The organism is Sulfurovum sp. (assembly GCF_015493435.1).
In the GTDB taxonomy this organism is placed as follows: Bacteria; Campylobacterota; Campylobacteria; order Campylobacterales; family Sulfurovaceae; genus Sulfurovum.
Genome location: NZ_WGDD01000002.1, coordinates 59,239 through 85,213 on the forward strand (window position 1 = coordinate 59,239; position 25,975 = coordinate 85,213).

At 41.7% G+C, this 25,975-nt stretch carries 27 protein-coding genes; 12 read left to right on the forward strand and 15 right to left on the reverse strand.

Annotated features, from left to right (window positions below; translation table 11 throughout):
* Positions 1–27: 27 nt before the first annotated feature.
* From F8L24_RS00680 to F8L24_RS00720, 9 genes are all read right to left on the reverse strand, one after another.
* On the reverse strand, positions 28–2,367 hold the full coding sequence (locus F8L24_RS00680) for a DUF87 domain-containing protein (protein WP_294950975.1): 2,340 nt from the start codon (positions 2,365–2,367) through the stop codon (positions 28–30).
* A 64-nt stretch (positions 2,368–2,431) separates the two neighbouring features.
* Entirely contained in the window at positions 2,432–3,076 is a 645-nt protein-coding gene (locus F8L24_RS00685) for a prepilin-type N-terminal cleavage/methylation domain-containing protein (RefSeq protein WP_294950976.1), read from the reverse strand.
* Positions 3,069–4,580 (reverse strand): GspE/PulE family protein, encoded by a 1,512-nt coding sequence (locus F8L24_RS00690; RefSeq protein WP_294950977.1) that lies wholly within the window; start codon positions 4,578–4,580, stop codon positions 3,069–3,071. The genes F8L24_RS00685 and F8L24_RS00690 overlap by 8 nt, the downstream gene beginning before the upstream one ends.
* Positions 4,580–6,604, reverse strand: coding sequence for a type II secretion system secretin GspD (gene gspD / locus F8L24_RS00695; protein WP_294950978.1), 2,025 nt, complete (start codon positions 6,602–6,604; stop codon positions 4,580–4,582). The genes F8L24_RS00690 and gspD overlap by 1 nt, the downstream gene beginning before the upstream one ends.
* Positions 6,591–7,415 carry a PDZ domain-containing protein gene (locus tag F8L24_RS00700; RefSeq protein WP_294950979.1) on the reverse strand — a complete coding sequence of 275 codons (825 nt, stop codon included), beginning with the start codon at positions 7,413–7,415 and terminating at the stop codon, positions 6,591–6,593. Before F8L24_RS00700 ends, gspD begins: the two co-directional genes overlap by 14 nt.
* A complete protein-coding gene (locus F8L24_RS00705) occupies positions 7,399–7,914 on the reverse strand; it encodes a hypothetical protein (protein WP_294950980.1) in 516 nt (171 codons plus the stop codon). The genes F8L24_RS00700 and F8L24_RS00705 overlap by 17 nt, the downstream gene beginning before the upstream one ends.
* Positions 7,902–8,303: a hypothetical protein gene (locus F8L24_RS00710; RefSeq protein ID WP_294950981.1), complete on the reverse strand. Its 402-nt coding sequence runs from the start codon at positions 8,301–8,303 to the stop codon at positions 7,902–7,904. The genes F8L24_RS00705 and F8L24_RS00710 overlap by 13 nt, the downstream gene beginning before the upstream one ends.
* Positions 8,300–9,232, reverse strand: coding sequence for a hypothetical protein (locus tag F8L24_RS00715; protein ID WP_294950982.1), 933 nt, complete (start codon positions 9,230–9,232; stop codon positions 8,300–8,302). Before F8L24_RS00715 ends, F8L24_RS00710 begins: the two co-directional genes overlap by 4 nt.
* The gene (locus tag F8L24_RS00720; protein ID WP_294950983.1) at positions 9,210–10,088 is read right to left on the reverse strand and encodes a hypothetical protein; all 879 of its coding nucleotides are present in this window, start codon (positions 10,086–10,088) and stop codon (positions 9,210–9,212) included. The genes F8L24_RS00715 and F8L24_RS00720 overlap by 23 nt, the downstream gene beginning before the upstream one ends.
* 109 nt (positions 10,089–10,197) lie before the next feature.
* Between F8L24_RS00720 and gspG the strand changes: the two genes are divergently transcribed.
* Genes gspG through F8L24_RS00735 form a run of 3 tightly spaced genes read left to right on the forward strand, consistent with a single transcriptional unit; the run spans position 10,198 to position 11,599 of the window.
* The gene (gene gspG / locus F8L24_RS00725; protein ID WP_294950984.1) at positions 10,198–10,635 is read left to right on the forward strand and encodes a type II secretion system major pseudopilin GspG; all 438 of its coding nucleotides are present in this window, start codon (positions 10,198–10,200) and stop codon (positions 10,633–10,635) included.
* An 8-nt stretch (positions 10,636–10,643) separates the two neighbouring features.
* Positions 10,644–11,192 carry a prepilin-type N-terminal cleavage/methylation domain-containing protein gene (locus F8L24_RS00730; RefSeq protein ID WP_294950985.1) on the forward strand — a complete coding sequence of 183 codons (549 nt, stop codon included), beginning with the start codon at positions 10,644–10,646 and terminating at the stop codon, positions 11,190–11,192.
* A complete protein-coding gene (locus F8L24_RS00735) occupies positions 11,189–11,599 on the forward strand; it encodes a hypothetical protein (protein ID WP_294950986.1) in 411 nt (136 codons plus the stop codon). Before F8L24_RS00730 ends, F8L24_RS00735 begins: the two co-directional genes overlap by 4 nt.
* Before the next feature lie 23 nt (positions 11,600–11,622).
* On the opposite strand, the gene F8L24_RS00740 is transcribed toward F8L24_RS00735, so the two are convergent.
* Positions 11,623–11,961 carry a hypothetical protein gene (locus F8L24_RS00740; protein WP_294950987.1) on the reverse strand — a complete coding sequence of 113 codons (339 nt, stop codon included), beginning with the start codon at positions 11,959–11,961 and terminating at the stop codon, positions 11,623–11,625.
* Positions 11,962–12,079: 118 nt separating this feature from the next.
* On the opposite strand from F8L24_RS00740, the gene F8L24_RS00745 reads away from it, so the two are divergent.
* Genes F8L24_RS00745 through F8L24_RS00755 form a run of 3 tightly spaced genes read left to right on the forward strand, consistent with a single transcriptional unit; the run spans position 12,080 to position 13,492 of the window.
* On the forward strand, positions 12,080–12,526 hold the full coding sequence (locus tag F8L24_RS00745; RefSeq protein ID WP_294950988.1) for a hypothetical protein: 447 nt from the start codon (positions 12,080–12,082) through the stop codon (positions 12,524–12,526).
* A 5-nt stretch (positions 12,527–12,531) separates the two neighbouring features.
* Entirely contained in the window at positions 12,532–13,206 is a 675-nt protein-coding gene (locus F8L24_RS00750; RefSeq protein ID WP_294950989.1) for a SprT family zinc-dependent metalloprotease, read from the forward strand.
* Between the two features lie 28 nt (positions 13,207–13,234).
* On the forward strand, positions 13,235–13,492 hold the full coding sequence (locus F8L24_RS00755; RefSeq protein WP_294950990.1) for a hypothetical protein: 258 nt from the start codon (positions 13,235–13,237) through the stop codon (positions 13,490–13,492).
* Positions 13,493–13,522: 30 nt separating this feature from the next.
* On the opposite strand, the gene ruvC is transcribed toward F8L24_RS00755, so the two are convergent.
* Positions 13,523–14,002, reverse strand: a complete 480-nt coding sequence (gene ruvC / locus F8L24_RS00760) for a crossover junction endodeoxyribonuclease RuvC (protein WP_294950991.1) — start codon at positions 14,000–14,002, stop codon at positions 13,523–13,525.
* A gap of 142 nt (positions 14,003–14,144) precedes the next feature.
* On the opposite strand from ruvC, the gene dnaA reads away from it, so the two are divergent.
* The 4 genes from dnaA to recJ all read left to right on the forward strand — a co-directional run bounded on the left by dnaA (position 14,145) and on the right by recJ (position 19,953).
* Positions 14,145–15,479, forward strand: a complete 1,335-nt coding sequence (gene dnaA, locus F8L24_RS00765; RefSeq protein ID WP_294950992.1) for a chromosomal replication initiator protein DnaA — start codon at positions 14,145–14,147, stop codon at positions 15,477–15,479.
* Positions 15,480–15,663: 184 nt separating this feature from the next.
* Positions 15,664–16,731, forward strand: coding sequence for a DNA polymerase III subunit beta (gene dnaN, locus F8L24_RS00770; RefSeq protein ID WP_294950993.1), 1,068 nt, complete (start codon positions 15,664–15,666; stop codon positions 16,729–16,731).
* A 12-nt stretch (positions 16,732–16,743) separates the two neighbouring features.
* The gene (locus tag F8L24_RS00775) at positions 16,744–18,375 is read left to right on the forward strand and encodes a CTP synthase (protein WP_294950994.1); all 1,632 of its coding nucleotides are present in this window, start codon (positions 16,744–16,746) and stop codon (positions 18,373–18,375) included.
* A complete protein-coding gene (gene recJ, locus F8L24_RS00780) occupies positions 18,376–19,953 on the forward strand; it encodes a single-stranded-DNA-specific exonuclease RecJ (protein WP_294950995.1) in 1,578 nt (525 codons plus the stop codon). It abuts the gene before it with no gap.
* Here the strand turns inward: recJ and F8L24_RS00785 are convergent.
* Together F8L24_RS00785 and F8L24_RS00790 are read right to left on the reverse strand one after the other, a co-directional pair.
* Positions 19,946–20,920, reverse strand: a complete 975-nt coding sequence (locus F8L24_RS00785) for an iron-sulfur cluster assembly scaffold protein (protein WP_294950996.1) — start codon at positions 20,918–20,920, stop codon at positions 19,946–19,948. The two genes, recJ and F8L24_RS00785, sit on opposite strands and share 8 nt — an antisense overlap.
* Before the next feature lie 93 nt (positions 20,921–21,013).
* The gene (locus F8L24_RS00790) at positions 21,014–22,219 is read right to left on the reverse strand and encodes a NifS family cysteine desulfurase (protein WP_294950997.1); all 1,206 of its coding nucleotides are present in this window, start codon (positions 22,217–22,219) and stop codon (positions 21,014–21,016) included.
* A 283-nt stretch (positions 22,220–22,502) separates the two neighbouring features.
* Between F8L24_RS00790 and F8L24_RS00795 the strand changes: the two genes are divergently transcribed.
* Positions 22,503–22,889, forward strand: a complete 387-nt coding sequence (locus F8L24_RS00795) for an STAS/SEC14 domain-containing protein (protein WP_294950998.1) — start codon at positions 22,503–22,505, stop codon at positions 22,887–22,889.
* 4 nt (positions 22,890–22,893) lie between these two features.
* On the opposite strand, the gene folE is transcribed toward F8L24_RS00795, so the two are convergent.
* On the reverse strand, positions 22,894–23,472 hold the full coding sequence (folE, locus tag F8L24_RS00800; protein WP_294950999.1) for a GTP cyclohydrolase I FolE: 579 nt from the start codon (positions 23,470–23,472) through the stop codon (positions 22,894–22,896).
* Between the two features lie 45 nt (positions 23,473–23,517).
* Positions 23,518–24,471, reverse strand: a complete 954-nt coding sequence (locus F8L24_RS00805; RefSeq protein WP_294951000.1) for an A/G-specific adenine glycosylase — start codon at positions 24,469–24,471, stop codon at positions 23,518–23,520.
* 99 nt (positions 24,472–24,570) lie between these two features.
* Here F8L24_RS00805 and tig point away from each other — a divergent pair, with 99 nt between their 5' ends.
* Complete coding sequence (gene tig / locus F8L24_RS00810; RefSeq protein WP_294951001.1) at positions 24,571–25,863, forward strand: trigger factor; 1,293 nt, start codon at positions 24,571–24,573, stop codon at positions 25,861–25,863.
* The last annotated feature ends 112 nt before the right edge of the window (positions 25,864–25,975 follow it).

The window sequence follows — 25,975 nt, forward strand, 5'->3', positions numbered from 1 at the left end:
TTAGAATCAATTATATTATAAATTTATTTAATTTTCACTTTTCCAGACAATGGCACAGCAGTCCACCTCAATATCTGTTCTTCTCGGTTTGATTTTGAACGTCTCAACTTCGCATTCTTCTATATTGTATTTCTCATTCAAGTCATCGACTTTTTCTTCCAATTCATCATTTAGCGTATCAATATCATCCTGAACCTTGGCAACTCTCTCTTCCGCTCTGCTCATATCCCCCCGTTCTTTGAGAATGCGTCCTCCCTTGCTTATGGTACGGCCTATTTTAGTTGGGCTTGTTTTTCCGAAAAGTGCTCCCAGTACAGAAATACCCATCTCTATCATTGACGAAGTCGAGTCCGAAGATTCTTTTTTCACTCTCTCCTGTGCCCGCATCAATCTATCCTGAAGTATATTTTCTTTGGACGTGTAGCGTGACTTGAGTTTCTCTATTGCATCCTCTTTTTTCTGCTGCAGCATATCCTGTATCCTGACAATAAATTCGGAACGTGATTCATGGACTTTTGATTCAAGCTTTGGAGAACGGCACCGGTAGAGTTCCAGGTTCTCTTCCTGATAGAGGTAAGCTTTCAATGCCCGTATGGCCCGCTTCAGGCCCTTGTCATCCGCTATAACCTTTGGCAGATCGTAATAATGTGCATTTTGGGGAGCCGTATGCGGCAGGTGGGTAAAATCGACTGTTTCGCTTTGTGCCTCATCCCAGGAAATCTGCTGTAAAGAGGCATCCGCTTCCAGGGAAAGCAGCAAGTCCTTTTCCTCATCTATTCCTCTGCTCTGGTTAAAAAAATGTACCGTTGCTTTTGCTCCCAGGGTCGGATAAAATGTATTCTGTCCGGAGGGGTCCGGTTCATAATACTGGGGAATGGACCCGTCTACATTTTGAAAACTTCCCAGTGCCTCCGCTTTGCGTACCGTTATGGCACTCTTTTGTTTCTTGTTTTCCTGATGCTGCCGTTTCTGCCCTTCCATCAGTACCGCTATTTCATCTCTCTTGAGCGGACCTTTAAGATAGCTCAAAACCCATCTTGTAGTAAAAAGCCGTATATCATCAAGGTGTGCGCTTTTCAGGAAGAACGTTCTTTTTTTGAGGTTTGCCAACAGTGTTTTGATCTCATTTTTGTTGAAATCCGATCCAACCTTTCCACCAAGACCGTCTATAACACGCTCAATATCCTGTGTTGTCTGCAATCGGCCTATGAACCAGGTTCCAATGTTGGAAAGTCCTTTATAGTCAAGATCCACCGGATTTTGGGTACTCAGCACAATACCGACACCAAAAGCACGTGCCTGCTTCAAAAGAAGCATCATCGGCTCTTTGCTCGGAGGATTTTTTGTGGGAGGGAAATAACCAAAGATCTCATCCATGTAAAGCAGGGTTTTGAGTGCCGATGTACCACTCTGGCGGCGCATCCATGCGATATATTTGTTCAGTAGCAGCGTCACAAAGAACATACGCTCATCATCATTCAAATGGGCAATGGAAAAGATGGCTATTCTGGCTTTTCCGTTCTCATCGTACAGCAGCTTTTGTATGTCAAGACTGTCACCCTGGAGCCAGAGAGAAAAACTGGGACTTGCCAGCAGAGCATTGAACCTGGTTGCCAGCTTGAAACGTGCATCCTGTGAATAAAAATCATCCAGAGGAAGAACACCTATCTTGCTGAACGGAGGATGAATGATCTTTCCTATCATCATTTCGATACTCAGGTCTTCTTCTGCAAGCCAAGCCCTGGTAATGATCTGTGCAAGCAGGATATACTCCTTGGAATCAAGCGGATCTGCTGTGATACCGACAAGAGAGAGCAGGGAAGTTGCTGTACTTTTAAGGTAAGCATTGAACGTATCACTTTCTTCCATGATCTCCGCGGGAGGTCTGTCGAGCGAAGACATGATATTAATGCTTACACCGGCTGAAGACCCGGGAGTATAAATGGTCTTTGGAACATTGTGAAATTTTTCAACACGTGAAGCATCCTGACCGAAACTTTCAATCCCTTCTTCCCACATTGTAGCGATCTTTTGCGCATACTCTGCAGGATCAGCATCTTTGGAAAGTGCTTCATCTCTGACCCAGGGCTCAAATGTTTTTCCCGAGAAAGAGGGGTCGCTCAGACAAAGGTCCCCCATGTCCCCTTTGGGGTCAATCACTATTGACGGAATATTGTCAATAGCTGCTTCCTCAATAATACCTACACCCAATCCGGTTTTCCCCGAACCCGTCATACCGATGATCGCAGCATGTGTCGTGAAATTTTTATTTTTAAGGAGAGTCAGTGCCTCCAGCGGTTTCATTGTCCTTCTGTCAACATCCTTGCCCAAATAGAACAGCCCGAGTTTCTCATAAATTTCTTTCATACTGCATCCTTATGTCAAATAAGAATTATTGTAACAAATTTAACTAAAGAAACCGGCCTTTGTATCAGCGAACGTTTGATTCATTCTGTCTGCTTGACGGTTTTGTTCTGTTGTGTTCAGGAGACTTTGTTGTATTGTTTTCTCCGGATTTTGAAGTCTTTCTTGCTTTTTTACGTTTTTTCTTTTTACGCTTTTTCTTTTTCTTCCCCGGTTTGTCAATACCCTGAACCATAAAAGAGATCGGCTTTTTTTTCGCCTGCTGCATAAGGACCAGTACCTTGTCCTTACTGCGGTAAACATCAAAAAGCTCAAGATCTTTCATGACAATATTTGCTTCTACCCGGTCATCCTCACCAAGAGGAAGCGTATATCCGTTTCCTTCTACCCTGAGAAGCACATGGTCTTTTTTCAATACCACCCAGCAGACTTTTGCACTGGGAAGTGCATAAAGTGAGTTTTTGGTCTGTTCTATGCAAAGTCTTGTAAAATCATCTTTTGCAAGAGTAAGATTGCCGTCTGAACTCAAAATATCCAGATAAAGTGTTTTCGTGACCTTTGTGACCTTTTTGGATTTTTCTACATATTTGAAAAGTTGTCTGTTTGAATCCCTGAGCATATCAACACTCTGGTAAAGTGCAGGAAGAATAATGCCCAGAAGTGCTATAGAGATGAGCACTTCAAGCAGAGTAAAAGCCTTGCGTCTATCCATCCATGAGTCCGACACGGATAGCCTCTTCATAACTTGTTTCGCCTGCAAGCAGCATTTCTTTAAGCTTGTCAGCAATCGTACGCATGCCATTCTTTTTCATGACTTCCCTGACCTGGTGATCATTGAAACCGTCTTTCATCATTTCTTTGACCCTGTCATCGATCACAAAAAGTTCACCTATGGCCTGCCGTCCTTTGTAACCGGTAAAATCACAGGCTTTGCAGCCCACGGCTTTAAAATAGAGTTTATCAGAGGGTACACCGATCTCTTCGGCTACGGCATGGGGCAGCAGTGCTTCTTCTTTGCAGTGTACACAGAGCCTTCTGGTCAAACGCTGTGCCAAGACCCCCAACAGTGTTGCCGAAATCAAAAAGTTTTCAATGCCCATATCCATCAGACGGCTTAAAGAGGAGGTGGAATCATTGGTGTGCAGTGTTGAAAGAAGCAGGTGCCCGGTCAGTGCGGAACGCAGGGCAATATCCGCAGTTTCCGAATCACGGATCTCCCCTACCATGATAATATCAGGGTCCTGCCTGAGAATAGACCGCAGTCCCGCTGCAAAAGTGAGACCTACCTTGGTATTCACTTGTATCTGGCTGATATTATCCGCATTGTATTCTACCGGGTCTTCTACCGTAATAATGTTCTTATCCGGTGTAGCAATATGCTGCAGGCAGGCGTGCAGAGTGGTGGATTTTCCTGAACCGGTCGGGCCTGTTACCAAAATCATCCCGTGGGCATGGTTCAGCAGTCTATAGAGATTTTTAGTGACTTCTTCCTGAAAACCAAGAGATTCCAGCGTAGGGATGTGTTCGCTTTGAGCCAGAATTCTCATCACGATACGTTCTCCGTAATAGGTCGGCAGAACAGAAACCCTGACATCGAGTGTCTTTCCCGAAATACTGATCTGTGTACGTCCATCCTGCGGGACACGTTTTTCAGAGATATCCAGGCTGGAAATAACCTTGATACGGTTAATGACCAGCCCAATGATACTTTTATCAAGGTCAAGGTGTTTTTTCAATGCACCGTCGATACGCAGACGGACATCTCCTTTCCTTTCTCCGCTTTCGATGTGAATATCACTGGCTCCTTTTTGAATCGCCTGAAAGAAAAGTGAGTTCACCAGTTTGATAATAGGGGCTGATTCTTCGCTTGAGAGAAGATCCTGCGAATTCCGTATGAATTCAAGAAGATCGGATTCCACTTCAATGAGCTCTTCGGAAGCGGTGGACATCTCTTCAAAATCGGACCCGGTCTGAATTTCCAGAAACTTGTTCTTTAAACGGGTAAAACTTTCGCTATCAACCATAATGACAGGATAGTCGAGGGAAAGTTTCGCCAGATAGTTCAGGGCATCTGCCAGTGTTTCCTCTTGTACAATGCAGCTTTTTACACCTTCTACTGTACTGAAAAGCAAAGCATGTTTAATGGCAACCTTGTGATTGATAGCATCTTCCCACAACGGTTCAAGATTGACATCCTGCAGTGTTGGAAATTGCATTAAAACTCCTCTTCTGCCTGATTGATAAGCAGACCAAGGTTGCGGGTATGCCCGCTCTTCGAAGAAGCCGATACCGGCTTTTCAGAATTTGCTTGGGGTGCATGCATTTCTATTCTGTTTTTTTTCCCTTTATTTTTCTCTAAAGCATGTTCTACGAGTGTGTTATAGCGTATTTGTACCTCTTCAAGCTCTGCAAGCATCTCTTTGAGTCTCTGCAGATCTCCACTCTTTCTTACAATATACGGCGTAAGATAGACTACGACATTCTGTTCTCTTTCAACATCGGAATTATGGGTGAACAATACTTTGCCCAGTACCGGAATATCTCCAAGGAAAGGTACCTTGCTTATGCCTTTACCGCCTGACTTCTTAATCAATCCGCCAAGGATGATTGTCTCACCGTTCTTGACAACAGCATTGGTCTTGACCGTTCTTTTTGTCGTGGTCGGTCTGTCTGCAACCTGCTCGGAAGAAGGGTCAAGGTCTTCAATCTTGGTTTCCACTTCAAGTGTCACCTGGTTGTTGCTGGAGAGTCTCGGTTTGACCTTCAGTGTCAACCCGATATCTTCCCTTGTATAATTGTTGATCACATTGGAAACACTGGTCGTAGACTGCTGCGCCTGTGTCAGAATGGACATGGTCTGCCCGACATAGATCTCTGCTTCTTTGTTGTTGGTACAGAGGATAGAAGGTTCGCTCAAAAGGTGGGCTGCCCCGTTTTTCTCCAGAAGGTCAAGTGCTGCACCCAGGGCAAACGCTTTGTCCGTTGAATCAAATTTAAAGGCAGGATTGTTTTCCTGTATGACATTCCCGTTTCCATCCGTATAGGTCTTTGTATTATTCGTATTCAGGAATCCCAGCAGTGCCGGGGACATTTGCAAGGCACTCGCACCCATATTTCCTGCAAGGGTAAAGAGCCCTGAAGAAGTGATCGTACCGCCGTTCATCCCATACTTTAAACCCACTTGCTCCGCCATATTCTTGTCAATCTCAACAATTTTCGCTTTGACGTAAACCTGCACTTTTGGAATATCGATCTTGCGCACCGTCGCACGAATATTTCTCATCTGCTCTCCCGTGGCGAGCACGATAAGTGCATTCCTCTCTATGTCGGCAACCACCATCGCTTTGCTTGGCGGCTTTCCGCCTTTTCTGGGCCGTCTGATCGTTACATTATTCATTTGCGAGATCAGCTTGCTCATGATCTTTTGCATATCTTCAACATTCGAATTTTTCAAACGCAGAACATACATTTTTTGCGTTTGGTCATCGCCCTTTCGGTCGAGCTCTTTAATGTATTTGATCATACGTCTGTCATTGTCTTCTTTTCCTACCAAAATGAGAGAGTTGGTCGCTTCGTCTTTAAAAATATCCACCTTCTGGCTTTCAATCGTTTGGGGAAAAAGCTTCTTTGCCATATTCATAGCATTGGGGTAGACTTCTTTGACACTGGCATATTTCAATTTTACAACCACTGATCTTTTCGCCCCTCTTTTTTCTATGGCTTTGATGATTTTTGATATGGATTTGAGAGTCCTGGGGGTAGCAGTCACAGCAAGAACATTGTTTTCTTTAAATGAAATAACTTTGTCATTTCTGTTCAGCAGAGGTTTGATCTTTGCACGAATAACAGCCGCATTGGAGTTTTTCAGAGGGAACATAACCGTCTCCATTGTTTCGCCGTTGATAGAACTGCTTACATTAAGCCCTTCTCCTGCCGCGGTAGAACCTTTGACTACTTTATAAAATTCTCCCTGGTTTACAAGGGTCAAACCTTTGCTGGCCAGTATGGAGTTCGCAAGAGGGATCAGTGAAGATTTCTTGATCGGTTTTGTAGAAACAAAATTGATCTTTCCTTTCAGGTCAGCATCAATAAGAATATTTTTATTGGTGATCTTTGATACCATTTCGATGAAATCTTTGATACTCAAATCACGAAAGTTAATGTCAACCAATTCATCATTTGCCGGCAAAGCAATTGTGATAACCAGGAATATTCCCAAAAGCAGTTTAGTTAATTTCATAGTCTAACTCCATTTCTTTTTTACCTCTTATAATTACCAATGTAAGATCCTGTATGTTTTTCATATTTTTATAGACATTGAATGCCGAATTATAGCTGTTTATCTCTTGTCCGTTAACAGACTTGATAATATCGCCGCGCTTGAGGCCCAATTTGGCAAAAGGGCTTCCTCTTTTAATAAAGCTCACCCGAAAACCTGTTACCTGTCCATTCTTTTTAATATCGGCAATCCCGATATTTTTATAAATATCATCCAGGTTGTTCGTATAATGCTCCAAGAGTGATTTATCCACGATCTTATGATCTCCGGCATCTGTAACTTCTCCGACAGGAGCGGAAGAAGACTCATTGATGGAAGAAGACGTACCCTGAATACTGCTGTCATTAGGCTCTCCTTGGATCAGATTGAGTCTATACATTTTGTTCCCTTTCGAAAAGGTTGCATAGTTATTGCCCGCTCCTTTAAGTACAAAACCATTGATATCATCACCTTCGGAAAGTACTTTTGTTTTGCCTTTGTACTGTACTGTCACAACTGTCACGTTTGGCGCATTGTAAAGTGCGAGAAGTTCGATATCTTTAATATTCCCTACAGGCATTTTTTGTATTGTCTGTTTTGGAGAAGATGCCTTATTGGGTGAAAGGTTAACTCTGTAATAAAGTGATTTTCCCTCTATATCCTGTGCCTGATTGATGCCTGATACCGGCAAATAGATTACTTCGACGGCAAGCCACATCAATTTTACCACAAGTATGAGTACAAAAAGTACTACAACCCATTTGATGATCTGGGGTTTAAAAAGATGTTTCATAATACAATCCCTCTTTGCCCTTTTTAAGTTGGCGTTTCAGTACACCGAGTTTCGTACTTTTTGTAAAGTCAAGGTGTATTTTACGCTGCAGCAAATCTATGTTCCCTTTAAATGCACCAAAAGGACCTTTCCCTGCGACAGACACACGGCCTGGAGACCAGACAGCATAGGAAAGCCTGATTTCATCCAGTTTCGTGGGCATCATATTGGCCAAAGAATCATCCAGCATAATTCCTTTCAGTGTAAGAGAATTGTAAAAAAGCAGAGACAGGAAACTGGCATATTTCACATGTATCAAATCTATACCTTTGACATAAACCACTGCATTCTCAATATCCAGAGTAAAAACCCCTTCACTGATCGTTCCTTCATTGATCTTGATATCCTGTGCGGCCAACTCCTGTTCAACCCTGTAATAAAGGTTGCGTTTAGGCATAAAAAGCACCAATGCGAACCATACGACAAAAAAGATCAGTAGTGCTTTTTTTACCACTTGCATTTGCACTCCATATTATAGTTATCTCCAGATTTTTTAATATTGAGCTCCACGATCTGAACAGCCATGCTCATCAGCTTAGCCATGAGTTTATTAAGCTCTTTGGGTGTCAGATCTTTATAATTGGCTGTTAGTTTTTTACCTTTTTTATTCCATGTCATTTTCGATGCCGGTACGACATTTTTAAGTTTATCAACCTTTTTGGAAAGCCCTTTGTCCCCCCATATTCTTTTATGCGCAATGATCTCTTTGAATTCTCTCACTTCCTGTTTTACGGCAAAAAGCTGCTCCGCCTGCGAAGATATCTGTGCATTTTTATAAAAAAAAGCCATAAGCATCAACACAAAAGAGAAGCCCACAAGCAATTCATTTCTGTAATTTTTCAGATTCATAATTTGCCTTCGATCACGACAATATTGCTTCCCTTGCTGTTCGTCACATTCAAATGGGATTTTTTAGCCATGGTTTCTACTTTTTGTACTGTTTTATCATTCGAACAGGAGAACACTGCTTTAAAACGCTTCTCATTCATATGATACGAAGTAAGTGTCACTCCCTTGGAGAGCATGGCAGCCAGTGTCTTGACAATGTCTCTTTTTTTTCGTTCTTTTGTATCGATCATTTTATATTTCAGGGCGACACTCTCTCTCTGCATTTTACTTTGCAATGCAGGATAGGCATCTAAAAGCTCCTGCATATCTTTTTTCTGGACTTTGAGACTTTGTTCGTATTGCCATCCTTCAATGAAAAATGCCACAGCAAAAACAGAAAAAACCGCTGCCAATATGATGGCCTCTTTTTTACCGATCAGTGTCATAGTATTGCCCGGAAGAGAAATACCTCCTCCGGGTGTAAAGCTTTTATCAAATGTACCGGTTAGCTGCTCTCCGGAAAGTACGCTTTTAGGTACAAGTACGACCGAATTATCAATGGTCATAAGAACTTCTCTCTCATTCAGGACCACAGGCTTTGTAAAAAGCTGCGGTGCCTGCTGTGCGAAAAAAACCTTTGAAATATATTCCGCAGGGATCTCTTTGGAGAGCAGGAACGACTTTATCTCATCAGGGTTATAGGCAATAAATACCCACTGGTTATCCTCTCTGAAAACAAAATATTCATACATGCCGTCTTCATTGAGAAAACCCTCAAAAAGAGAAGGGGCGATCTTTTTGGCCTGATAAAGATATTTCACAGGAAGTTCTTCTCTTCTCATTGTATAGAACTGTGGTGTAAGCATCACATTGACACTATGATCCAAAGAGCATTTCTTCATCTCTTTGTGTACAAGTACCAGCTCTTTATTGCTTCCCGTAAAATTCAAAATCTTTCACCTCTTCTTGTGTATCTCTGAATGCAAATGCATATCTTTCATCGCGATAGGTATACTGTACATCACACTGTACCTCTTCCAAAAATTCCTGGGCATATAGTTTGGGATCATACGTCCCGCCGTTACTTTGTACAAAATCTTTTAAACTGCTTGTACCTTCTACCCAGTCATCTTTCACTGTTGCGATATCTATATCGAACAACAGAGAAATCAATTCCGGCGAAAGGTAGTCTCCGTCAATAACATTGATATCTTTTGAAAAGAAAAAAAGTTTTCCCCAGTCAACCTGCGATACTTTTGGATCATCTGCTTCAAACTGATAGCGTTCTAAAATTTGCCTGAACTGCTGCAATGAAATAATACCATTTTTTTGGGGAAGCCTGCTATCTTCCTCCCGTACCAATGTATTTTTATTATTTCCTATGGCTGCTACGATCAATTCTTTCAATCTTTCCGCATCCACAAAATTGTATTTTTGGACGAGCCCTTCAAAAACTTTTTCTGCTGCATCGTACTGTACGGCCATCGTACTGTTATCCTCGTACTTCAGCCAGTTTATATTGACCCCGTTGGCCACAGGACGGCATTTCAATATCATATTGAAACGGTTATCCGGGGATACAAACGGTACAGGCATTGAATAAAGTGTTGTAAAAAGGGTCTTTCTTTCCTTGAATTTTTTAATGATTTTTTTAATATCGGTATAATAAAGATTCCCCTGGATCAGTGCATTGGTCGTCATAGCCTCTTTTCTGACTTCTCCAAAGTACTGGAGGAGCACTCCTGTCAGTGCAATAAGTACTGCCAGGACAGAAAGTGTTATAAGCAGGGCAAACCCTTTACGCATAAACAACTTCTTTTTCAATTTCTTCGGGTTCATCCATATACAAGCTCTATTAAAGTAAAATTCCATATTAAAAATCCCGATATTATATCCAAATAAACTAAGGAAAGTTATGCAAAACACTAAAGCAACATCATTAAGAGCCGGTTTTTCACTGATAGAACTTCTTATTGTCATTGTTATTCTTGGAGGACTTGTCGCTGTTGTCGCACCAGGACTGATGGATTCAGCCGATCAGGCCAAAAGAGATACCGTTTGTCTCAAAATGAATGATATCGGCAAAAGACTCGATATGTTCAAACTTGACAACGGCGTTTACCCGGAAACAGAAGAAGGACTGCAGGCACTGCTCAGCAATCCTGACCCGGAAAAATATCCCAATTACCGAGTAAAGCCCTATTTGAAAAAATTACCGAAAGATTCATGGAAAACCCCTTTTGTCTACATCAAAAAAGGAGATACGTTTGAACTTGTAAGTTTTGCTGCCGATAGAAAAGAGGGAGGCGAAGAAAACAATAAGGATATACTCTTTTCACAATGTAACAAATAATACATACTATGTTCTCCTTATCCTTTCGTTCAGGCAGATATGCTTTTTCCCTGCTTGAGCTGCTTATCGTCATCATGATCGTTTCTCTCGTCTATTTTCTTGGATTCAGCGGTGTAGAAAAAGAGATTAACAGACCCAAAGCGCTTACACCGCTTAATCTTAAATCAACGATTACCCATTCAAAACTTTTTAGCGGAGAAGCCACCCTGCTTTGCATTAACCAGTGTAAAAACTGTTATCTTCGCGAAAATCTCAATATGCCGTTTGAAGCCTATGACAATAAAATTGACCTCTTGGGAACCAAGGCTTATACCCTGAACGCCTACAATGAGTTAACAGAACTTGAACCCGGACGCTATCAAGACCAGAAGATTTGCCTTGAAATGCATTTTTACAAAAATGGAAGCTCTACACAGCTTATATTGGAAAATCAGCATGGAATTTATTTTCTTCCTGCCTTTTTCGGGGAACCGCAAAAGATTGATTCTCTCGAAGAAGCAAAAAGACTTTGGCTTTCAGACAGCAAAGCCGTGATGAACCGTGGAGACTTTTATTGAAAAAACTACGCAAAGCTTTTACCATTATTGAAATACTGATCTCGGTAATCATCATTTCGTTTTCCATCGTCTATGTTTTAAAGATCCATAGCCAAAACCGTGAACAGGTCATCTATCTTTCTGAACGAAACAAGTTTGCGCTGCAGGATTCGCTCTTTTTGTCTGATGATGTACTTAAATATCACAAAGAGAAAAAAAATGCCTATGAAGTGCTGCAGCCCTATTTCAAAATAGATGATCTGAAAAGCAGAGAAATACTCAAAAACATAAGCAGGAACTTTTTTATTCCCGAGCCGATAAATCTGACTTCAGATGAAGACAATGGCCCTTCTGCCATCATACAGGAAATAAAACTGAAAGACAGATACTCATCTGCCTATTTTCGTTTTAAAATAAGCAATTTTTAAAACATGCGGACATTTACCCCCTGTCACTCTGAAGCTTTGCTCTTCTTCCAGTCCCAAAAAAGCCATACGAGAAGCAGAACACCGATCGTCAGATTAACCCAGCTGCCGCCGTCTTCAAAAAGTTTTCCTATCAGCCAGTAAAGTTTTTTTCCTGTTTCTGTCGGATCGATCAGGTTTCTTTGATGTGCCCATGCAGTAATTTCCGCTCCCCAGACAAACCCTACAATTTCAGGCAGAATGAAAAAAAAGACAACACCTAAAACACCCCAGATACTTCTATTTGGTTTAATCGATTCCGCACTTTTGCGCAATACCGGATTTTGTGCTGTACGTTTGACAGCATTTTTAAGACGTTCTTTCATTCATATATTCTCATCAATTTGACGTTAAAACAGTTATTACAAACTGTATTTCTCTTTGTTAAAAAACCAAGCATATTCGTAGTATACTACTGCTACTTAAACAAACAAGGATTTTTTTATGAAAATGTTAACTTCCCTTCTTTTTCTTTTTTTCATACTTTTTTTGACAGGATGTAAAGGGCCTGGTTTTGGAGACAAAGTGCATAAAGAATATTTTCCCAACGGGACATTGCGTTCGGAATTTATCATGAGTGACAATACCGCCAAGAACGGCACAATGAAAATGTACGGTACACAAGGCGAACTTACCTCTGTCGTCAATATCAGAAATGGTGTCAAACACGGGGTTGAAGTCATGTATGATCCTCAGAAGCGTGTACTGATGCGTACTCCCTATGTCAATGGTCTCAAACACGGGGAAGAGAAGATCTATTACCCAAATCAAACGATCCTGGCAACTATTCCCTACCGTTTCGGCAGAAAAAACGGTATCGGGGTCAAATATTACTCTGACGGAAAAGTACAGCAAAAAGTACGCTTTAAAGATGACAGGATCGTCAATTAAGTTCAATGTACGGAATTTTGCCTGAATATACCCATATCGTTAAACCCAAACTGCGCAATACCTACCTCTCCTTCGATGAGAAGGGGAACCTGATTATCAAATCCCCCGAAGTTTCACAACATTATATTGAGCAGCTTCTGCTTAAAAAAGCAGAATGGATCACAAAATCCAGAGAAAAAATACAGCAAAAAAAAGGAAAACCTGTCGATTTTACAGAAAAGAGCAGACTCTACTTTAAAGGATCTTCCTACCCGCTCAAAATAGTTTCCCATAACAAACAAAAAACTGCACTATCCTTTGAATCTGATTTATTTTTACTCTACTTTTATCAGTATAACGAAATACTGTTCCGGAAACATATAGACCATTTCTACAAAAAGGAAGCAGAACAGTTCCTGCCTGCACTGGTAGCAAAGTATGCACAGCAGATGCAGCTCTTTCCCAAAAAGATACAATTTCGCAAAACAAAGCGGCAGTGGGGCAGCTGTTCGGGTAAAAATGTACTCAGTTTCAATACCATGCTCATGAAACTGCCGCCAAATGTGATAGAATACGTCGTAGTACACGAACTTGCCCATATTGAACATAAGCACCATCAGAAAAGTTTTTGGAATCTGGTTGGAGAGCATATACCCGATTATAAAGCTTGTATCAGGGAACTTCATACCTATACCACTTAAGGAGAGAATTATCGACACTTTTTACCTATTGTTTTTTCTTCTCATTGTCCTCGCAGGTTCTGTTTTCACCTATATTTACTATCTTAAAGAAAAAAAAGAACATCTCGATACGATCAGACGCGGTTTCTGTCCCAAATGCCACCAAAAGTCCATAGAACTGACCGACCAGAGATCAGGTGGCTGTTCAGGCCCAAAGATCATCACATTCGAATGCAGGGAATGCAGCTACACGAACAGTTTTTCCATCGATAGCAGCGGAGGATGCGGAAACGGAAAATGCGGATAGGACAAATCAATATTATGGTAGAAAAAAGCATTATTTTTTTCGCAGCTTTACTCTCTGAAGATGTGTCAATGCGATCGCCATCGCATCGGTAATATCCAAAGGCTTGATCTCTTTTTTGATCCCCAAAAGCCTTTTGACCATAAAAGCCACCTGTTCTTTGGCTGCTTTTCCATTCCCTGTCACTGCTTTTTTTACCTGAAGCGGCGTATATTCATAAAAATATCCGATCTCCTGAAGTATTTTAAGCGAGAGTGCTCCTCTGAACTGTGCCAGTTTAAGAACTGACTTTGGATTATAGGCAAAAAAGATATCTTCAATGGCCACTTCATCGACCTGATGGGCTTTGAGAATAATATCGATCCCCTCTACAAGTTCAACAATCTGTTCCTGAAGCTCTTTTGTTCTGATCTTGAGCAGTCCCGCCTCTACAAGTGAAAACTTTTTTCCATCCCAATGAAGGATACAGTAGCCTAAATTACGGCTCCCCGGGTCGATTCCTAAAATATTCATTCACACCTTTGTTCACATAGTGAATAAAAATATTCACTCTGTCTTAATAGCCTTATTTTAGCTAAGCTAAGCTAAAATACCAAAAGTTATTCACATTTTGTCATGAAAGATTTTCAAACATGTGAAAAGAAGGAAAATCTATATGAATATCGGACAGAAAGTACTCTTTGAACTTAAAAAAGAGATCTCTGAAACAGAATATAAACGCTACATTAGAAAACTGATCTACGATACACACCGTTCCAGAAGCAATATTGTCTACTTCACTGCTCCCAATATGCTTATTGCCAAATGGATCAAAACCAAATACAGTGAGAAACTTGCACATCTATTTGAACTTCAAAACGGGGTTAAACCCGAAATTGAAATCATTGTAGGTAAACAGACGGAAAAAAGTCCAAAGAACATCACAAAGCAGAGCAGTGAAAAACAGCATTCAAAGAGTACCCACCTGAATCCTTCGCTCACTTTTGAAAGTTTTATTGTAGGACCTTCCAACCAGTTTGCCTATACTACAGCCAAGTCCGTAGCGGAAAAACCGGGACAGCTCTATAATCCTCTTTTTCTCTACGGCGGTGTAGGCCTGGGAAAAACACACCTTCTGCAAGCTATCGGTAATTACCATCTTTCCCTGGGAAAAACAGTTATCTATACTACCCTTGAACAATTTATGAATTCCTTCACTTCCCATCTTCGTTCACAGACGATGGATCGTTTCCGGGACAAATTCAGAGAATGTGATCTTCTGCTCATAGATGATATACAATTTCTCAGCAGAAAAGAACAGACACAGGAAGAATTTTTTCATACTTTCAACGAACTGTACAATGCCAATAAGCAGATCGTTATTACTTCGGACAGACAGCCCAATAAAATAGCCGGTCTGGTGGACAGACTCAGAAGCCGGTTCGAGTGGGGACTCATGGCAGACATACAGCCTCCGGGACTTGAAACAAAAATAGCCATTATCCAGAAAAAATGTGAACTTGACGGAATAAAACTCAATCATGAAATCATCAATTTCATTGCCACCCATATGGGAGACAATATCCGTGAAATCGAAGGAACCATCATTAAACTCAATGCCCTTTCTTCCATGCTCAATCAGGAAATAACACTTGATTTTGCACAAAATGCCATCAAAGACCAGCTCAAAGAAAAAAAAGAAAATGTCACTATTGATGATATTGTCAAGATTGTTTCCAAAGAACTCAATGTCAAACCTTCCGATATTAGGTCAAAAAAACGTACGAAAAATGTTGTAGATGCCCGGAGAACCGCTATCTATCTTGCCAGAAATCTTACACCGAATTCCATGCCCCAGATTGCACTTTACTTCGGTATGAAAGACCATACAGCCATTTCACATGCTATGAAAAAAATCAATGAAATCATTGACAACAATGAAAACTTCAAAGTACTCCTTGAGGAGCTTTCCAACAAGATAAATACGGATACACAGAATTTGGAAAACTAAAACTTAATCGATAATAAAACTTGAATAAAAAAAAGATATAATTTTAGGAGTGAAAGAATGTGAATAGCAACAGAGTAGTAAAGACAATGGAAAACAACGCTCAGTCAGGCAATGATGCGGTTTTTCACATATTCATGCCAAACTACTACTACGTACTGAATTATTAAAAAATAAAGGGAAATCAATGAAGATAAGAGCTCAAAAACAGATCATCGAATCGATTCTCATCAATCTCCAGCCTTTTTTGGAAAAAAAAGATGCAAGCCAAATCACCTCACATATATTATTTACATCACAAAACGATAAATGTATTGTGAAAGCTACTGACAGTGAAATAGGCCTTCAAATTGTTACAGATCATATACTCATAGAATCAGAAGGCTCTTTTACTGCCAATGGTAAAAAACTTTTAGATATTATCAGAATTTTGAAAGATGACGAGATCAGTCTTGAAATACTTGACAATGTACTTATTGTCAAACAAAAACATTCCAAATTCAAACTGCCTACTTTTGACCCCCATTCTTATCCGAAGTTTCCCACAGTTGAAGAGAAACCGCAAATAACACTTGATTCGCTCAGTCTCATTCAAAACCTCAAAAAAATCTCTCCCGCTATTGATACAAACAACCCCAAATTTGAGCTCAATGGTGCACTTATCAATATCAAAAACGATTCAACAGATCTTGTCGGTACCGATACAAGAAGATTGGCAATAGCAAGTATTCAGGGGAGTAACAGCGAAGAACTTTCTCTTATTGTTCCTAAAAAAGCGATTCTTGAAATACAAAAACTTTTTTTGGACCAGATAGATATATACTATGATGAAACCAATCTTATCATTACTAACGAAAACTACTTCTTTTATACCCGGCTGATCAACGGAAAATTTCCGGATTATCAAAGAATCATTCCTGCTACAGTGAAACATGCTATTACCCTTCCCAAAAAAGAGATGATCGATGCAATCAAAATGATTACTACTATCTCACAGGAAATCAAAATGACACTGCTCTCAGATGCCATTATCTTCAACTCCCTGAGTGCAGACAATGTAGAAGCAAAAACAGAAATAGAAATCAAAACAGGACTGGATGAGAAATATGAGCTCTCTTACAACAGTAAATATATCCTTGATTTTATTTCTCAAATAGATAAAAATGAATTTGTTCTGGAATTCAATGAACCTTCTCTTCCATTCGTTGTGAAAGATGACAATTTTATTACAATAATCATGCCTATAGTGGCATAAGGAAAATGTTACATGAGTGAAAATAAAACAAAATATATTTTTGTTACCGGCGGTGTATTGAGTTCTTTGGGAAAAGGAATTACAGCAGCAAGTATCGGCACGTTGCTTAAACATACAGGACAAAGAGTAGGGGTATTGAAACTTGATCCTTATATCAATGTTGATCCCGGTACGATGTCCCCGCTTGAACATGGAGAAGTTTTCGTCACAAAAGACGGAGCAGAGACAGACCTTGATCTTGGACATTACGAAAGATTTCTCGATACATCCCTGACCCAGAATAACAATTTTACGACAGGACTTGTGTATAAAACGGTTATTGAAAATGAACGCAAAGGGAAATATCTCGGTAAAACGATCCAGGTTGTACCCCATATTGTAAACGAGATCAAAGAGCGTATTGTACGTGCAGGGATGGGCAAAGATATTCTTATCGTAGAACTGGGAGGGACAACAGGCGATATTGAAGGTCTTCCTTTTCTTGAAACAATCAGACAGATGAAACATGAATTGGGTAAATCCAATGTATTCAATGTGCATGTTACACTGCTTCCCTATATTAAAGCAGCCGGTGAACTCAAAACCAAGCCGACACAGCATTCTGTACAGGAGCTTAGACGTATCGGTATCGCTCCCCATATGCTCGTATTGAGAGCGGAAGTACCTGTATCGAGTGAAATCAAGCGTAAGATCGCTTACAGCTGTGATGTGGAAGAAGATTCCGTCATTGTGGCTGAAGATGCAGCAACCATCTATCAGGTACCTTTGAATTTCCTAAGACAGGACATCCTGACACCAATCTGCAAACAGCTTGAACTGGAAGAGTGTCAGCCCAAAATGGACGAGTGGACCGACCTGGTACACAAGATCATCATGCCGAGCGAAGAAGTGAAGATTGCTTTTGTGGGTAAATATCTTGACCTCAAAGAGTCTTACAAATCACTGACGGAAGCACTGATCCATGCCGGTGCACACCTCGACAGCCGTGTGAATATCAAATGGGTGGACAGTGAGAAGGTCGAAGAAGAGGGTGCGGCAAAGTACCTGAATGACTGTGATGGTGTACTGGTAGCAGGCGGTTTCGGCGAGCGTGGCGTGGAAGGAAAGATCCTTTCCATCCAGTATGCCAGAGAAGAAAAAATTCCATTTCTCGGGATTTGTCTCGGTATGCAGCTTTCTATGATTGAATTTGCAAGAAATGTTTTGGGACTCAAAGAAGCGAACTCGGTTGAATTTGACGAAGATACACCTGATCCGGTTATTTATCTGATCGATGAATTCATCGATGCGGCAGGTGCCAAGCAGATCAGAACAACTACTTCTCCCATGGGCGGTACTTTGAGACTCGGTGAATACGAATGTGAAACTAAAGAGGGATCAAATCTCAGAAAAGCCTATGATGCGCCTGTAATTTATGAAAGACACAGGCACCGTTATGAGGCCAATCCGAAATACAGAGAAGTGCTTGAAGCCCACGGGATGGATATTACCGGCGAATCGCACGGATTGATAGAAGCAGTGGAAGTTGTTGACCATCCCTGGTTCCTTGGTGTACAGTTCCACCCTGAATTCACTTCAAGACTGCAAAATGCCAATCCTTCTGTTTTGGCATTTGTCGAAGCCTCCATGCAAAACAGAAATTAAATGTATCCACCTGTAACGCTCGATGCGTTGGATATAATGCTCCAAAAACGTTTTAAAGAGGGTTTCCTCTCTTTAAAAGACCTTCCCCATCCTTCGACCTTCAAAGATATGGAAAAAGCCACAGAGCGCATTGTCCGGGCCATAAAGAACAAAGAAAAAATTACCATCATTGGTGATTACGATGTAGACGGTGTAACCTCTACTACGCTGATGAAGCTTTTTTTCGATGAGATTGACTACCCTGTAGCGTGGATCATTCCCAACCGTTTCAGGGACGGTTATGGTCTCTCTGCCAATATTATTCCTCGTATTGAGGGGACGGAGCTCGCCATTACGGTGGATAACGGGATTTCCGCGGTCTATGCGGCACAGCTCTGCAAAGAAGAGGGAATCGAACTGATCATTACCGATCACCATATGCTTGCACCCGAAGTACCTGAAGCTTATGCGATCATCGACCAGAAACAGGAAACTTGTACCTTTCCCTATGAGGAGGTATGCGGTGCACAGATCGCCTGGTATTTGATCGCTTCTCTGAAAAATGCACTGGGAATAAAAATCGATATGATGCCCTATATGGAACTTGCAGCTATTGCCATTATTGCAGATGTAATGCCTTTACGGCATATTAACAGAGCAATGGTGATCGCAGGTATTGCATCACTATCCAAAAGCCAAAGACCTGCCATAAGGGCTTTCATGGAAGAAAATGGAAAATCCGAACTGACATCTGAGGATATTGCTTTTTTTCTTGCACCGCTGATCAATGCAGCAGGGCGGATGGAAGATGCTTCGCATGCAGTAGATTTTCTGGCTTCTGCCAATATCTACGATGCACGGGTACGTTTGGAAAGACTGATGGAATTCAACCGGCTCAGAAAAGAGACAGAAGAGCAGATCACACAGTATGCGCTTAACAAGGCACGAAGAGAAGACGAAGTGATTATTGTGGAGGGAAAAGAGTGGCATGAAGGTGTTGTGGGAATTGTGGCTGCAAGAGTGGCACGCATCTTTGAAAAACCTTGTATTGTGCTGAGTGAAAATGAAGAAGGTTTGCTGAAAGGAAGCGGCAGAAGCTACGGAGAATGCGATCTTTTTGATATTGTGGATGGATGCAGAGCGTATTTGGAGAAATTCGGCGGACACAGGGCAGCCATAGGTCTCAGCCTGAAAAAAGACAGATTAGATGCTTTTAGGAAAGAAGTGCAGGATGCATATCTCAGAGCAAATGTACCTGTAGAGGAGGTTGATACTGAGATCATGGGAGAATTGTCTTTCAGTGAAATATCGTTTGCATTGACTGAAACAGTACGAAAATACGAACCGTACGGGCAGGGAAACCCCCGGCCTAAATTCATTAGCCGCAATGTAGAAATACTGCAGGCAGATACTATGGGAAAAGAGGGAGAACATTTGCGTTTTTCGCTTCTACAGGACGGTATAGTCATACCGGCTGTAAAGTTTAAAAGCAAAGCTTTATATCATGAAGGAGACAAAGTAACTGTTATCTATACAGTAAACGAGAACCATTTCAGAGGCAAAGTTACTCTCCAGTTGATGATAGACAAGATCAGATAGGAAGTACTCTGATATTTGGATCGAGCTTCTCTTTGAGGATATTCTCGATGGCAAAGAGTGTACCGGTACTTGAACTGGCACATCCGTTGCAGGCACCAAGGTATCGGATATAGATATCAATATTTTCACCATTCTCTTTGATATCGAGGATTTCCATATCCCCTCCATCCATAATAAGCATTTGGCGGATATTTTCATCAACAGCTTTATCAACTGCTTTGATTTTCTGTACAATAGTCATTTCTTTGAATGAACCTGCTCCGCTGCCTTCATTCCCAAGTGTTGCAGCTGCTGCCATTTTTTCTTTTTCATATTCTTCAAGCAGATCGACAAGATAAATGTCTTTTTCTTCATGTCCTCCGGGCCTGATACAGGATTTACAGAAAGCCCCTGCTTTGGTATAGTCTGTGATCTCTTCAACAGTAGTCAGATCATTCAGGCGGATCACTTCTCTGAGGGTTGAGAGGCTGACACGTGCACATTCACATACAATGACTTCCTCTTCGAAGCTTTCCATATCGACACCTTTGTACTGTGCAGCCGCTTTTTTAATGACATCGTAAGCCATAACGGAACAGTGCATTTTCTGAGGCGGAACTGCTGGGGTGTCCGGTGTATCACGCATCGCTTTTTCTACATCGATGTTAGTGATCTTCACCGCTTCATCAACGGTTTTGCCTTTACAGAGCTCTGCCATTGTGTCCGAAGAGGCGATCGCCGTACCGCAGCCGAAACTTTTGAATTTCGACTCGAGGATCCTGTCCGTTTTCGGGTCTACTGCCCAGTAAAGACGTACGGCATCGCCGCAGCTCTCTGCACCGAAGTCGGCGACGATGAGTTTTGCACCCATCGCTTCTGCCTGTTCCTCCGTGATCTCACCCATGTTCTTCGGGTTGTTCATAAGGTCCGTTACTTTTTGGCTGTACTCATCCCAGATGGTACCGCCTATCAAACTATCCATTCCCATAATGTTTTCCTTTACTTTATATATTATTCAATTTTATAAGGTATCCACAAGGGGCACCTCTACGATCACGTAGGGGCAAACCCTTGGTTGCCCTTAATGGTGATGTGCATCCAGGCCGCTCTCGTGACCCTCAGGCGCATACGAATAGGTACTCGAGATGCCTCTGAGTCTTTCGACGGCTTTTTTGACCACGTCAAGCGTATAGTCCAGCTCTTCCTGTGTCGTATAGCGGCTGAGTGAAAAACGGATGGCAGTGTGTGCGAGGTCTTCCGCCGCACCGATGGCTTCCATTACGGAGTTGGCTTCAAGGTCCTCACTGGCACAGGCAGAACCTGTACTGGCTCCGATGCCTGAGCGGTTCAAGTCCCAGAGCATGGATTCACCCTCGATACCTCTGAAGGAGATCAGAATGGTGTTGGGTGTTCTCTTTTCTCTCGGAGTGACCACGAAAGTGTCTTCGATCTTGAGGAGCTCGTCTTCGAAGGCGTCTCTCATTTCTCTGATATCTTCCATTTCGTAGTCAAGGGCATCGACTGCCTGCTCCATGGCTTTCCCCATACCGACGATACCGGGTACATTGAGTGTTCCCGAACGGTAACCGCTCATTTGTGAACCGCCGTGCAGCAGGGGTATCAGTTCTTTGTCTTTTTTGATGTATAGTGCACCGACCCCTTTGGGACCGTGGAATTTATGTGCAGAGAATGTCAGGTAGTCGACATTGAAGCTCTGAACATCCACCGGCAGTTTGCCTATGGCCTGAACGGCATCCGTATGGAAAGGAACATTGTGCTCGGCACAGATCTCTCCGATCTCCTGGACGGGAAAGATCGCTCCCGTTTCATTGTTCGCCCACATGACGGAGACGAGAGCCGTTTTGTCGGTGATCGTATCTCTCACACTTTGTGCATCGACGATGCCTTCATGATTGATAGGAAGGTAGGTCACCTTGCATCCCATGCTTTCGATGAACTTTGCTGTAGCAATAACGGAGGGGTGTTCCACTTCCGAGATGATGATATGGTTCTTTTTTCCGGTGAGGATCTGCTCGAAATAAATACTTTTGAGTACCCAGTTGTTGCTTTCCGTCGCACAGGAAGTGATGACGACGCTGTCTTCTTTGGATGCATGGATACCCGCGTAGATCTTCTCCATGGCATCTTTGAGCGCCGGGTGTGTTTCACTGGCGAAGAGGTGCAGTGAGTTGGGGTTGCCGTATCGCTGTACGAAATAGGGTTCCATTTCTGCAAAAACATGCGGATCAACGATGGTAGTAGCGTTATTGTCCAAATAGACTTTCATGATAGGTTCTCCTTCTGCAAGAGCTGTGCTCTCATAGGAATGCTTCATTTCCAAAAAGCATTTCCAGATTTGTTTTTATATAGTTATGAAAACAAGTTTCATTTTTAATTAGGAGTAAATTTATCCTAATTAAGTTTTCTGCATATTACGCAGATATTCTTAATGTAACATAAAAAATGATCTAAAGAAGATAATTATACTCCTATTTAGATTAATAGCGATTGATTGCGGGTAAATGGCACTTGTGTTATAATAAAAAATCTTTAAAGCAAAAGGAAAAGAAATGGCATCAGAAATTAAAGAGCACGGAATATCTATAGCAATAAAACGAAATAAAAAAAGACTTTTTATTGAAATTGCAATGATGGGAAAGTTGACACATGAAGATTACAAAAATTTTGTACCGATGATTGACAAGGCATTGAAAAAAACAAAAAATCTGGAGGTGGACCTGCTGGTGGATATGAGAAAATTCAAAGGCTGGGAATTTCTGGCTGCCTGGGATGACTTTAAGTTTGGTATCAAGCATCGTAACAAATTCGACAAAATGGCCATTGTGGGGAACAAAAAGTGGGAAGAAGATTCCATCGCAATGATGAGCCACTTGATGAGAGGTAAATCAAAATTCTTCCAGAAGAGAGAAGAAGCTCTCGGCTGGCTGATGAAGTAACAGATTAAAAGTTCGACGGCGTCGGGGTATTGATGAGGTTATAGAATTCGTTTCTGGTACGTTCGTCGCTTTTGAAAAGACCGCGCAGGGCGGAGCTTACGGTGGTGGAGTTGATCTTCTGGACACCGCGCATCTCCATACACATATGGCGTGCATGGACTACGACTGCCACTCCCTTGGGTTTAATAGTACTTAAAATAGCATCGGCGATCTGTTCGGTCATCTGCTCCTGTATCTGAAGGCGCCTGGCATAGACATTGACAATGCGGGGTATTTTTGAAAGCCCTACCACCTTTCCGTCGGGAATGTATGCTACATGCGCACGTCCTATGATAGGCAGCATATGGTGTTCGCACATAGAGTAGAATTCGATGTCTCTCACAAGGACCATTTCATCATTGCTGGTAGTGAAAAGTGCCTGGTTGAGAATTTCTTCGGGGTCCTGATGATAGCCTTCGGTCAGGAACTTCAAGGCTTTTGCGACACGATTGGGTGTTTTAAGCAAGCCTTCGCGTTTCGGGTCTTCTCCCAAAAGTTCCAATACTTTCGTTACAGCCTCTTCAAACTCTTTTTCATTGTCCATGTTTTCCCTTTTCAAATGTACTCTTGCTCTTTTTGTCACAGAAATTCAATTATCCTGAATTGTATCCAAGTATAGTTTAACAATCTTCTCATCTACCTTTGAAACAGCAAGGTTTTTTATCTCTTCAGGTGTAAAATAGTGCTCCTGCCCGGGTGCGCTTTCAAAATAGAGATAAACTTTGCATTTCAGTTTGAAATGGGTATAGGTATGTGAGACTTCTCCTATGTATTCAGCGGCACAGGGAGGTATGTCACTCTTTTCGAAACCCCACAGTCCATGCAGAAATTTTCCGCTTCTCTGACACAGGGAAAGTTTTTCAGCGTACAAACGAATGACAATATTTTGTTCCCGTGCCGGGACATTCCTTTTTTTCTTGATTGGGTAGTGTTCGGGTGTTTCTCTCCCTTTGCAAATGTTTTTAAGGGGGCAGAGATCGCATTTGGGGTTTTTGGGCAGACAGAGTGTTGCACCGATGTCCATCATTGCCTGGTTATAGTCGAAAGGCTGTTCTTTGTCTACCATGGCATAGGCATGGTGCCAGAGTTTTTTTTCGTCAGGAACGGAAAATCGATGCAAACGGCAGAGGATACGTTTGACATTGGCTTCCATAACCGGTACAGGCTGTCTGAAGGCGAAAACAGCAATGGCATGAGCTGTGTTCTTCCCAATACCCGGAAGTACCATCAGTGCTTCAATGGTTTCGGGCAGTTTTTCTATGGAGACAGCTGTTTTATGCAGATTTTTTGCCCGGTTGTAGTATCCGAGACCTTCCCACAGTTTCAATACGTCATCCAGCGGGGCTTCTCCCAGAGCCTTTAAAGTAGGAAATTTTTTAAGGAAAGGAAAATAATATCGTTCCAAAACAGTTTTGACTTGTGTCTGCTGAAGCATGACTTCACTCAAATAGATAGAGTAGGGATCAGTGGTGTTCCGCCAGGGTAAGTCTTTTCTGCCATGGGTTTTATACCATTTTAAAATCTTTTCATGGGTTTTTTTCATGGATGGGATTATAGCCAGATTTCAGTCTGAAAAATACTTCTATTCGTTTTTTATCAAATTTTAGATAAAATCACGCAATTTATATCATAAAGGATTGTAGTGAAAGTTGCAGTAAAGAAGATTGACGATGCCAATGTGGCAGTTCAGGGTAACATTGAAAACAAAGTAATCGAAAACAATGTTGACAAACTTGCCAGAGAAGCAGGGAAACAGATGAAAGTGGACGGATTTAGAAAAGGAAAAGTGCCTCCGCATGTTGTAAAAAAACTTCATGGTGACAAACTCAGACAGGATGCTGAAGGAGATGCACTCAGATCTCTTATCGACCTTGGTGTGAAAGAAGCCGGTATCAATACAGCAGATATTCTCGGTGAACCGATCTTTAGGAAATATGACAAAAAAGACGACGGCATCGAAGTAGAAGTGGAAATCTCTTTGAGACCGACGATCGAAGCAGAAGGCTATGAAAAAGCGGTTCCGGCTTTTGAAAAACCGGAAGCGACAGAAAAAGAAGTTGAAGAAAAACTTGAAGAAATCGCTGCACAGCAGGCACCGTACGAAAAGATCAAAAGAAAAAGAATGGTAAGAGACGGCGATATGGTCGTGATCGATTTCGAAGGATTTGTTGACGGTGTTGCCTTTGAAGGTGGAAAAGCGGAAAAATTCAATCTCAAGATCGGTTCTGGTCAGTTCATCCCCGGTTTTGAAGAGCAGATCATCGGTATGAAATATGATGAAGAAAAAACCATTACCGTAACGTTCCCGGAAGAATATCAGTCCAAAGAACTTGCAGGCAAAGAGGCAGAATTCAAAGTGACTCTTCACGAGATACAGGAACAGGTACCGGCTGAACTGAATGACGAACTGGCACAGAAACTGCTTCAGGATGACAAAGCAACGCTTGACACGCTTAAAGAGAAGCTCAAAGAGCAGATCGTAAATGAGAAAGTTTCCAAAGTCTATAATGAAGAGCTCAAGCCTCAGCTGATTGAAGCGTTGGTTGAGAATTTTGATTTTGCACTCCCCAATAATATTGTTGAGCAGGAGATCGATGCGAAGATCAATGCAAAAGCAAGAGAAATGAGTGAAGCTGAACTCAATGAATTTAAGGAAAATCCTGAAAAAGTCGAAGCACTGCGCGATGAGGTAAGAGAAGAGGCTGAAAATTCAGTCAAAGCAACATTCATTGTAGATGCACTTGCGAAAAAAGAGGCCGTGAATGTAGATGACCAGGAAGTATCACAGGCGATCTACTACGAAGCGATGATGAGCGGACAGGACCCTCAGCAGGTGATCAAGTACTACCAGGAGAACAATCTTCTTCCAGCAGTGAAAATGGGAATGATCGAAGACAAGCTCTTTGGCAAACTTCTCGGTTTGGATCAAAAATAATCCCGACTGGGTGCGCAGGTGCGCACCTTCCAGAGCTATTGACTTTGTTAATGTATATTTGAGTTGATACACAATCTATTTAACTATATATTAAAGATATTAAAGGCATAAA